This window comes from Oceanivirga salmonicida (assembly GCF_001517915.1).
GTDB classification, from domain to species: Bacteria; Fusobacteriota; Fusobacteriia; order Fusobacteriales; family Leptotrichiaceae; genus Oceanivirga; species Oceanivirga salmonicida.
Map to the genome: position 1 here is coordinate 1 of NZ_LOQI01000051.1, position 11131 is coordinate 11131.

The 11131-nt window shown below is 23.1% G+C and carries 13 protein-coding genes; 10 read left to right on the forward strand and 3 right to left on the reverse strand.

Annotated elements, in window-relative coordinates; translation table 11 throughout:
* Nucleotides 1–800, forward strand: an 800-nt coding sequence (locus tag AWT72_RS06370; RefSeq protein ID WP_067142537.1) for an HAD family hydrolase, incomplete at its 5' end; no start/stop codon positions are given.
* Nucleotides 801–897: 97 nt separating this feature from the next.
* Here AWT72_RS06370 and AWT72_RS06375 read toward each other — a convergent pair.
* Nucleotides 898–2160: a histidine-type phosphatase gene (locus AWT72_RS06375; protein WP_067142540.1), complete on the reverse strand. Its 1263-nt coding sequence runs from the start codon at nt 2158–2160 to the stop codon at nt 898–900.
* Between the two features lie 32 nt (nt 2161–2192).
* Nucleotides 2193–3473 (reverse strand): histidine-type phosphatase, encoded by a 1281-nt coding sequence (locus AWT72_RS06380; protein ID WP_067142543.1) that lies wholly within the window; start codon nt 3471–3473, stop codon nt 2193–2195.
* A gap of 262 nt (nt 3474–3735) precedes the next feature.
* Here AWT72_RS06380 and AWT72_RS06385 point away from each other — a divergent pair, with 262 nt between their 5' ends.
* The 5 genes from AWT72_RS06385 (at nt 3736) to AWT72_RS06400 (ending at nt 6786) form a co-directional block, all read left to right on the forward strand.
* On the forward strand, nt 3736–4527 hold the full coding sequence (locus tag AWT72_RS06385; protein ID WP_067142546.1) for a hypothetical protein: 792 nt from the start codon (nt 3736–3738) through the stop codon (nt 4525–4527).
* 18 nt (nt 4528–4545) lie between these two features.
* Nucleotides 4546–4698: a hypothetical protein gene (locus AWT72_RS09510; RefSeq protein ID WP_156413098.1), complete on the forward strand. Its 153-nt coding sequence runs from the start codon at nt 4546–4548 to the stop codon at nt 4696–4698.
* Between the two features lie 122 nt (nt 4699–4820).
* A complete protein-coding gene (rplM, locus tag AWT72_RS06390) occupies nt 4821–5255 on the forward strand; it encodes a 50S ribosomal protein L13 (RefSeq protein WP_067142549.1) in 435 nt (144 codons plus the stop codon).
* A gap of 15 nt (nt 5256–5270) precedes the next feature.
* Nucleotides 5271–5666: a 30S ribosomal protein S9 gene (gene rpsI, locus AWT72_RS06395; protein ID WP_067142552.1), complete on the forward strand. Its 396-nt coding sequence runs from the start codon at nt 5271–5273 to the stop codon at nt 5664–5666.
* Between the two features lie 163 nt (nt 5667–5829).
* The gene (locus AWT72_RS06400) at nt 5830–6786 is read left to right on the forward strand and encodes a hypothetical protein (RefSeq protein ID WP_067142555.1); all 957 of its coding nucleotides are present in this window, start codon (nt 5830–5832) and stop codon (nt 6784–6786) included.
* A 117-nt stretch (nt 6787–6903) separates the two neighbouring features.
* On the opposite strand, the gene AWT72_RS06405 is transcribed toward AWT72_RS06400, so the two are convergent.
* The gene (locus AWT72_RS06405) at nt 6904–7701 is read right to left on the reverse strand and encodes a hypothetical protein (protein ID WP_067142558.1); all 798 of its coding nucleotides are present in this window, start codon (nt 7699–7701) and stop codon (nt 6904–6906) included.
* Between the two features lie 359 nt (nt 7702–8060).
* Between AWT72_RS06405 and AWT72_RS06410 the strand changes: the two genes are divergently transcribed.
* The 4 genes from AWT72_RS06410 to AWT72_RS06425 all read left to right on the forward strand — a co-directional run bounded on the left by AWT72_RS06410 (nt 8061) and on the right by AWT72_RS06425 (nt 11081).
* On the forward strand, nt 8061–9122 hold the full coding sequence (locus AWT72_RS06410; protein WP_306765431.1) for a nucleotidyltransferase domain-containing protein: 1062 nt from the start codon (nt 8061–8063) through the stop codon (nt 9120–9122).
* Entirely contained in the window at nt 9110–9745 is a 636-nt protein-coding gene (locus AWT72_RS06415) for a hypothetical protein (RefSeq protein ID WP_067142563.1), read from the forward strand. Before AWT72_RS06410 ends, AWT72_RS06415 begins: the two co-directional genes overlap by 13 nt.
* Before the next feature lie 179 nt (nt 9746–9924).
* Complete coding sequence (locus AWT72_RS06420; protein ID WP_067142566.1) at nt 9925–10506, forward strand: hypothetical protein; 582 nt, start codon at nt 9925–9927, stop codon at nt 10504–10506.
* Between the two features lie 128 nt (nt 10507–10634).
* A complete protein-coding gene (locus AWT72_RS06425) occupies nt 10635–11081 on the forward strand; it encodes a hypothetical protein (protein ID WP_067142569.1) in 447 nt (148 codons plus the stop codon).
* Nucleotides 11082–11131 lie beyond the last annotated feature (50 nt).

An 11131-nucleotide genomic window follows, 5' to 3' on the forward strand; every position in this document is an offset into this window, starting at 1 on the left:
ATGAAATGACATTACCACGTTGTGTAGTTGATATTTATGATATAGATAAAAATGACTCAGACTATTCTGTGAAATTAGAAGATTTTAAAAAATGGGAACATAAATATGATAAAATACATGAAAACTCTTTTGTTGATCTTAAAACAGATTTATTTATATTTGATATGGATGGAGTATTAGTAGATACAGAAAGAATATTTATGGAAAATATGGTGATTTTATCTAAAAAAGAGGGTTATAATATAGCTCAGGAAGATTTGCTAAATATTATTGGACAAAGTAATAAAAATGCTGATAAATATATGAAAAGTATATATGGTGAAAATTTTGATTTTATTAAATTAGCATTTGAAATAGATAAATTATTTATTTTAAAAGCCAAGCAATCTTTAATACCATTAAAATTAGGTGTTATAGAAATTCTTGATTTTTTAAAAAAGGAAAATAAGAAAATTGCTTTGGCATCGTCATCTAATTTTGAGAAAATAAAGGCAATTTTAGAAAATACTGATATTTACAATTACTTCGATTATATTATTTCTGGTGAATCTTTAAAAGAAAGTAAACCTAATCCTGAAATATTTAGTAAAGTATTAGATTATTTTAATGTGAAAGCAGATAAAAGTGTTGTTTTTGAAGATTCATTAAATGGTTTGAAAGCATCTAAATCTCTTGGTAGTTTTACTGTGTTCATTCCAGATATAGTAGGAATCAATAATGAAAATTCTAAGTATTATGACAAAGTATGTAATAGTTTGTCTGAGGTATTGGAAAGTTTAAAAAATAGAAAAGAAGTGTAGCATAATTATTAAATTATTATAAGTAAAAAAAGGAGTAAGGCAAAAATATTTTTATTTATTTGCAAGCTCCTTTTATAATTAGTTATATTTTGTGCTATTATTTGATATTATCATAAGCCATTATAGTTTTGTCAAATTTTTTAATGACATCTTCAAATGAATATAAACCATCTTTATTAGTTTTTAATCCTTTTAATTTTAATGGTATAATAACAGGCGGATTATCTAAATCTAATATACTTAAATTTCTTATTTGATCAGTAGATTGATACATGAAATTTATTGCAACATACATTTTTTTAGTAGTCTTATCTTCCCATTTTTCAAACATTAATTTTGAACCAATTGGTATTCTATTTTCAATACTATCTTTTAACTCAAATTCTTCTATTTCTAAACTACTCATAACAGAAGCTAGGTTAGAATCATGACCTACTAAGTATGTAAATTTACGTTTTTTAGAATTTAATTCATCTCTTATATATACTATCAAAGGATTGGCAATATTAGTTGCAACTATTGGAGAAGTAAATAGAACTTCCACATAAGAATCTTTTAACTTAGATATTTTTTTATACTGTTCTTTTGTTATCTTCTTGCCAAAAGGTAGCTTATTATTATCAGGGGTTTCATAATATTGTAACATTAATGCATCTGATACTATATTTCCTAATTTTAATGATCCAGACATTCTTGGTTCATCTCCCAATTTAAGAACAACTTTTGTATCATAATCATTTAAATCACACATTTTTTTATCATCTTTACATGCTTTTGATTTTTTTATACCTATAATTTTTTCAACTTCATTAAAAGAAGGTTCTAGTGATTTAGTAAATTCTTTTAAATTTTTAAATCCTTTTGTATTGTTAATTTGTTTAGTGGCTTCTTTTAAAAATTCTGGACTTAATTTAGTTAATTTTGGAAAAAATATAGGGTCAGATTTATATGGAAGAAATCTATAATATGTATCTATATCACAAGTTGGAGCAAATCCTGCACTAAAATGTTTTGCAGTAGCTATAGTTCTTTGTTTAGTATTAGCATATATATTTACTTCGTTTTTTATAGGGCAAGTATTAGGATCGAATAAACCTTCACTTTCAGTCCAGCTTTTAAAGTATTGACCCATTATAGTTTCCAATACTCCACCTCTATTTGTCAAATTTTTAGCTTCAGGCCATTTTATCCAATTGTGACTAGTTATTTTACCTAGTACACTGTCTTTTGATGCCAGTGGTGCCCTTAAATTGTGTCTACTTAATATTACAACCTCTTTTAGTTGATAATTTTCTTTAGCAAATGCCATACCACCAACTAAAATTATAGAGGACAAAATAAATAATTTGAAATTTTTCATAAAATCCCTTCTTTCTAATATGTATTTTAAATTTATTTAATATTTTCATAAGCATTTATTGCTTTATTGAATTTTTTTATAACATCTTCAAATGAGTATAAACCATCTTTATTAGTTTTTAATCCTTTTATTTTTAAAGGAATAATAACAGGTGGATTATTTAAATCTAAAATGCTTAAATTTCTTAATTGTTCAGTAGACTGATACATGAAATTTATTGCAACATATATTTTTTTAGTTTTTTTATCCTCCCATTTTTCAAACATTAATTTTGCGCCTATAGGTGTTTTTGTTTCAACACTATTTTTTAATTCAAATTCTTCTATATCTAAACTACTCATAACAGAAGCCAAATTAGAATCATGACCAACTAAATATGTGAATTTACGATCTTTAGCATTTAATTCATCTTTTATATACACTAATAATGGGTGTGCAACATTAATAGCTACTATAGGAGCTGAAAATAGAACTTCTCCATATGTGTCTTTTACTTTAGATATTTTTTTATATTGTTCTTTAGTTAATTTTTTTCCAAAAGTAACTTTTTCATCATTGGGCTCTTCAAAATATTGTAATATTAAGGCATCTGATATTATAGTTCCTAATTTTAAAGAACCAGTTAATCTTGGTTCATCATTTAATTTGAAAGAAATTTTGGTATCATAATCATTTAGATTACACATTTTATTATCTTCTTTACATGCTTTTGAATCTTTTATATCTAGTACTTTTTCGATTTCGTTAAATGAAGGTTTTAATGATTTAGTCAATTCTCTTAAACTTTTGAATCCATTTAAATTATTTATTTGTTTAGTAGCTTCTTTTATAAATTGTGGAGTTACTTTAGTTAAACGTGGGAAAAATACAGGATCCATTTTACTAGGTTCGAATCTATGATATGTTTCTATATGACATGTTGGTGCAAATCCTACATTAAAATGTTTAGCTGTTGCTATAGTTCTTTGCATACTATTAGCATATATATTTATTTCATCTTTATTTGGACAAGTCTTAGAATCGAATAAACCTTCACTTTCAGTCCATTTTCTAAAATATTGACCTGCTATAGTTTCTAATACACCACCTCTAAGTGTTAGTGAACTTTTAGGAGCAGACCATTCTATCCATTTATGATTCGTTATTTTACCTAATACACTATCTGGTGCTGATAAAGGAGCTCTTACACTATGTCTACTTAATACAACCACTTCTTTAAGTTTATAATTTTCTTTAAGTTTATTTTCTTGAGTTAATGTTATATTCCCAACCATAATTGTTGTTAATAAAATAAATAATTTTAAATTTTTCATACAAAACCCTTCTTTCTAAATATTTGTCAATATTAGTATATATCTTTTTATTACTTTGTCAATATATTATTTAGATTAGTATTATAATAGTTGTATGTATAGATGGTTAAATAAGTAATAAAAGTATGATATGAATTTTCACTAGTAAAGATTGTTTTAAAAACAACTATATTGTAATGCTTATAATTGATAATTTGTGTGCTTTTATTAGTTAAATATGGTATAATATCTACGTTGAAAAAAGATGGGAAAATTATAAAATATGAAAAAAACAATATATATATTTATGTTAACTTTATTAATTTCTTGTGCTAGAACAAATTTAACAAATCAAATGGTTAGAACTTCTAAAACAGAAATTATTAAAATAAACGATAAAGAAATTGCATTTAAAAGTTTTTGGTTTAATAAGCAAGATAGAATAATGGAATTAAGATTTTCATCAGAAAATAATTTTGAGGAAAGTATGACTCTTGTACATAGTATGCGTTCAGATAAAATAGAATTTAAAAGAGTAAAAAGTGATAAGGGGTATTTATTTGTAGATAAAAAAGGCTTAAAAATGTATTTTGATGATGAAAAAGCATGGATAAATGATGATAAAACATTATTAATGACAAAGGAACCAAAAGTAGCTAAATATATATATTTTAATGAAAAAACTGGAAAATTAGAGTTATCTCCTGAAATAGTTGTTATAGAATTAAATGAAAATGAAATTAGATTTATGTCTTTATACGAGTTTGATTATATTTTCTATAAAGAAAAAGATAATATTTATAGGGATGAGAAATTAAATACAATTTTGGAAATAGACTTTAAAAATAATGAAATAACCTTAAAATCAAAAGAAGAAAATTTTTTATTTAAAAAACTTATGTATAATAAAAATATTGATGAAAAAACTAAGAAAGTAGTAGTAACAAATAATAAAGAAAAAATATATCATAAACATATTTGGCAAGAAAGAAAAGACGGTAGTATAGATAAAGTTGAAATATTAAGTTATACTGATGATTTTAAAATAGTATATGTAAGTCATGTAAATAATTGAGTATATTTTTTAGATTCATTGGCAGATACATATGAAAGAGTTGACAGCAAAGATGGTATATTGTTAGAAAACAAAACAACAGGTAGAAAGATATATTTTAATGATGAAACAAGTAAAGCATGGATAGATAAAGAGAATAACGAATATTTATCAGGAGAATTAATATTATAAGGTGAAATTTACTAAATAAAGTACAATTTAATCTTGACAAAGCCTGTTAAAAATTATATACTTTTAATAGTGCCTTTCCCACAAAGGACCGTTATTCACAAAAAAATTTTAGGAGGAAAAAAGTGAATAAATATACATTTATACAAAAAAAAGAAGAAGTTGAAAGAAAATGGTATGAAATTGATGCCGAAGGAAAAGTTTTAGGAAAACTTGCTGTAGAAATAGCTGTTAAATTAATGGGTAAAGACAAACCTACATACACACCTCATGTTGATGGTGGAGACTTTGTAGTAGTAGTTAATGCAGATAAAATAGCAGTTACTGGTAAAAAACTTACTGACAAAAAATATTACAGACACAGTGGATACCCAGGTGGTATTAAAGTTAGAACTTTACAAGAAATGTTAGATAAGAAACCTACTGATGTGCTTAGAAAAGCTGTTCAAAGAATGTTGCCTAAGAATAAATTAGGAAGTCAACAAATAACAAGATTGAAATTATTTGTTACAGCAGAACATGATCATGTTGCACAAAAACCAGAAAAATTAGGAAAGTAGTAGGAGGAAGATTTAATGAGTAAAATACAATATTTAGGAACAGGTAGAAGAAAAACTTCTGTTGCAAGAGTAAGATTAATACCAGGAGATACAGGAGTAGTTATTAATGGAAAAGATATGAGAGATTATTTTGAAGGTAGGGAATTACTAGCTAAAATAGTTGAACAACCATTAGAATTAACTGAAACTTTAAGCAAATTTAAAGTTATTGTTAATGTATTTGGAGGAGGAAACACAGGTCAAGCAGGAGCTATAAGACATGGAGTTTCAAGAGCTTTATTAGAAGCAGATGCTGAATACAGAGATTCTTTAAAGAAAGCTGGATTCTTAACAAGAGATTCAAGAATGGTAGAAAGAAAGAAATACGGAAAGATAAAGGCAAGAAGAAGCCCTCAATTTTCAAAGAGATAATTTTTTCTACAAATTATTACAGAAGAATATTATTTTGTATAATAAAGAAAAGCCTTATAGATTATTCTATAGGGCTTTTTAAATACAATATATTTATTTTTAGTTAATATTTTAAAAATATGCTATAATTTAAATATAAAAAAAAATAAAAGGAGTAAAACAAATGAAAAAACTATTAAATATTTTGTTTATGTTTTTAATTCTATCATGTTCAAGCGTAGAGAGTGAACCAATCAAGCCTGTAAAAAAAATAAATACAGAGGTAGTTACAAAAAATATTTCAAATATAAAGAAAAATGAAAAAAACTTGAATGTTATCATATCTTCATTAGAAGAAATTAATAAGGAACAAGATAATATAAAAATATTACAAGTTATGGCTGAATTAAAACTTGTAAATAATGATAGAAAATCTGCTGATAAAGATTTTGAAAAATTGACTAAATTATATAAAGATGATAGAGAATTTTTAGTAAAAGTTTATGCACCATTAGCACTTTATATAGAAGAAAAAGATAAAGCAAAATATACAAGAGAACATATGGAAAATATATATAATTTTTTGGGTAGAATTTATGAGGCACTTAATTATATAGAAGATGCTAAAATTAATTATAAGAAAAATATATTATATAAAGAATTTAATAACCATCTTTTAGATGATTTATATGACTTAGCATTTAAAACAAATAATGAATATGAAAAAATTTCTTTAAAAAACACTTATTTAAAACATCGTGGAGATTATAAAGATGAACAAAAAAATAATATTCCACTAGTTAAATCAGACAGTATATTAAAAATGGATTATATGCCTTATTATGATATACCTAAATTATACACTAATGAAGAATTTGATAATATGGTTTTAAAATTAATATTTGAAGAATCAAATGAACAAAAGATGAGAACAAAAATTCAAGTTTTAGAGACATTATATAGATATTTAGGTCTTAGATTAGATAAAATAGAAATTTATGGAAATGATATAGATATATCTGTAATAGGTAGTATTAATTTAAAGCATAAAGGTATAGATTATATAAAAAGTTCATGTAAAAAAGTTATTGAAAGATTAAATAAAAGAAATAATATGAATGTCAATATATTTAGAAAATAAAATTTATAGAATATATATAGCAAAAAGTACATAACTTTCAAAATTGTTATATAATTTAAATAATAAATGAGATAATAAGTTTACTATTATCTCATTTTTACTATATAAGTTAAAATTTTATTTATTCATGTTTTTTTCAATTATAGAAATTAAATCATTATATACTTTTTCGTTTTCAGTATTTTTAACTTTAACAGTTCCATAACCAACTAAAGGAGAACCATCATAATAAATATCTTCTAGTATATTTAAGTTGAGTTTTAATTTTCCATTTTTTTCAAAAACTATAAAATTGAAAAATGATATATTATCGCATATAACTATTCCACATCTTTGTTCTTTGCTTGTTTTTGATTTTAAAACAATAAATCCATCTTCTTTATTATAAATTTCTAAAATTAAATTGTCATAGTATTTTGGAAGGGACTTAATAGCATCCAAAAGTTTTTCTTTGTCATTTAAATTATAAGTATATGTATGAGAAATATTAGATGTAATTTTTTTATTTAGAGCATTATCTAAATCATTAAATAAAGCATTGTATTTTTTTGTATTATATTCACCATCTATTTGATAAAATTGTATATATTTATATGAAATATTACTTTTTATATTTAATTTGTTATTTTCTTCTGTTATAAAAAAATCGGTGTATTCTAATGTAGAAAGTATTCTTAAATGAGCAAATGATTTGTAATATTTAAGTGATTTAATATATCCTTTTTCACTATTAATATATTCGATTCTATGACCACTCTCTATTAAGCTTTGTTTTAAAGCATTTATTACTTTACTTTTTTCTTCTACTTTATATATTCTAGTTTTAGCCATATTAAGTTTATTATTATCAACAGAACTACAAGCATTAAAAGAAAAAATTAGTAATGTGGTTATTATAATTTTAAAAAATTTCATATTTACCCCCTATTAAATTTGTATACTTTAAAATATACATGATTATTTGTATTATACTATAAATTTAAAAAAATGCTAATCAATTAAATAGAGATTTTAATATGAAGATTATAAAATATATGATGGTCTAATATTACCGACAGAAGGTTATGATAAAGATAGAGTACATATAGATAGAACTGATAAAGATGAAATTAAGATAATGGAATATTATATTAATTTAAAGGATGTCATTGATAGTTATTTGAGTAGATAAAATTGAATAAAACACAATATGTGGCATTTCGTGTAAAAAATATAAGTATATATTGTATTTTTTTTTATAAATGTGTTATTATATAAGTATATTAAATTAGGAGGTGTTTTTTATAAACAATAATAAAAAATTTGAAAAAATGTTAGAAGGAATTGAGCTAACTGCAACAATGGAAAATAAAGCTAGAACAAGTTACAAAGCTGTATATGATTACTGTATTAATCAATCTTTATTAGTAGATTTTATGCCGCAAGGTTCTTTTTTAACTGGAACAGTTATAAAACCATATAGAGAAGATGAAAATGATGAATATAATTTTTATGATATAGATATTTTATGTTTATATAGTGAAAATAGTGATTTGGGGCAAGATCCTAAGGAGATAAAACAAACATTAGGAAATATAATAAAAAGGAATGAAATTTATAAAGAAAAATTAGAAGAAGAATATGACAAATGTTGGACATTAAGATATAATGAAGTTAATAATTATAGATTTAAATTAGATTTAGTACCAGCTATTAATAATTTAATAAATATTTATATAACTAATAGAGATGGTGATGGAAGTTATAGTTGGAAAAAATCAGATTCGTTAAAATTTGGTGAATGGTTCTTAGGAATCAGTAATAGAAGTATGAGTCTTGCATTTATGGAAGAGCAAACTATAAAAATTAAAAAAGAATTAAAATTTGAAGATAGTCTAAAAGAAATACCTAAATATTATTACCAATCTTATTTGCAAAAAGCTGTAAAAATACTTAAAAGAAACAGAGATATATTTTATTCAAGAAAAGCTAATGAAAATATAATAAGACCTTCATCAATGATAATGTGTACTTTAGCTGCAGAAGCTATAGAAAATGAAACTATAAGTAGTATAGAAGAGGCTTTAACTAAAACTATTAGATATGTAAAAACTAAATTTAAAGATTTTGATATTAAAAATCCAGTGTGTAGTCAAGAAAATTTATGTGAAGAATGGACAATTCTAGATAAAGAAACATTTAAAGAATGGATATTGTTGTTTGAAAAAGATTTTCTATTAACGAATGATCTAAAAGAATTTGAAGCTAATGTAAAAACAGGTATAAATGAGAGTTTTAATTTAAATTTAATCCAAGATTACAATGAAGTCAAAGAAGTTAAACCATGGATGGTATGATAGATAAATTAAACGAAAATATAAAACAGTTATTACTTCAACAAAATGAGATGGATATTGAATTTGAAGATGATGAAAAAATAATTATCAAAGGGAATTATTTTTATACATTAAAGAAAGATAGTTTTTATACTTCTGGTAAAATAAATATTAAAATTAATATACCTAGAAATTATCCGCTTGGAATTCCGAATATTTATATATTAGACAAATTACCAAAAGATATTTCACATATTAATCAAGATGGCACCGCCTGTGTAGCATCGTATTTTGAAATTGTTGAATTTTTGAAAATAAAGCCATCAATACAGGAATATTTAAATATATTTTTAAATTCGTTTATTGTAACAGTTAGATACTTTGAAAAATATAATAAATACATTTTTGGAGAACGAGAACATGGATATAAAGGGATACTTTCAAGTTTTAAAGATAGTGGAATAAATACTAAGAAAAAAATAAGAAAGTATTTAAAAATTATAGAGACAAAAAAATATAGACCAAATACTAGATGCATATGTGATTCAAAAAATAAATTTAATGATTGTCATGGTGCCACTTTAGAGTTTATAATAACTAATGAAAATATTAGAAAACTATTTTTGTTGAATAATTTGCAATAAATAAAGGAGGTTATAAAATTAAAGAGAAAAAATTACAACAAAGAAAATTTGATAATTATAATACTTTAGAAACTATAAAAAAAGTTCTAAGTATAGTTTTATTTATTATGACTATTATTTTAATTAAATATAATAACGAGAAACTATATTTAGCTATAACCTTTATAGGGGCTATAATATTGATAATAATAAATTTATTTAAAGGAGAACTCTATTATAAAGCAGAAGAAATTAAGATTAAAAATTTAATTAGAAAATCATTTAAAAAAATAGATGAAGACGATTATTATGATAACAACGATATAGAAGAAGGCAATATTAAATTATTTAATAATGTATTTGAATCAGTTTTTTTTACTAAAACTTTGATTGAAAAGGATAGGAAAAATATAAAGAAAAATATAGTATTGATTATTCTATTAACAATATTATTTATTATTATTTTGATTGATGGTATAAGTAAAGTATTATGCACTGCTACAATTTTTTTATTGGAAGAAATTATAAAATTTTATTTTTCATATAATATGGGAGAAAAATTAGAAGAAACATTTGATGATTTTGTAGAATTAAGCGAAGATATAAAGAATAATAGTATATCAAATAAAGAAATTGATATTAGAATTATTATGCATACTATAAAATATGAAAAAATATTATCACACTATAGAGTAATGCCTGATACTAAATTATTTAAAAAGTATAATGAAGAATTAACGAGAGAATGGATTAAAAAATATAAGTTAAAAATTAATGATTAGCTAACAATTTTACTAATTATAAAAATAACTCATAAACATTAGTGTATTTTAAATATTTTTAGGTAAATAATTAATTTTAAGGTATAATATTAATAATTATATTATATTTAAAAAATTAGGAGGAAATTATGTGTAAAAAATTAATGAGTATGATCATGTTGTTGATTATAGCTAATATAGGGTATGCTGATGTACCTGTAATACCTGTATGTCAAAACGGAGATGTTGTTTTAACACTTCCAAAAGGGAAAAAGGAAAGTATAATAGCAATTTATACAGATAAAGGGAAATTAGAAACTAAAGATTTTAAAGATGCTAAAAATTGTTTTGATACTTTAAAAAAACAGATTGATAATGATGATGAAGTTATACTTTTAATAGGACGTAAAGGAGCTGCTAATTTAGCGATTTATTTAGTTAAAACAGAATATAATACACAGGCAATAGTATATAATCCTATAGAATTTCCAAAAGAGATAGAAAAGAAAATAGGTGCTCTACCTAAAATAAGTAAAGATGGGCATGACATAAGTGGAGATAGAGATATAGAGATAATAAGAGATGATAAAGATTAATGATTTAAATAAGGGTTTATAAAGCCCTTTTTTTTATTTATAAGGAAATT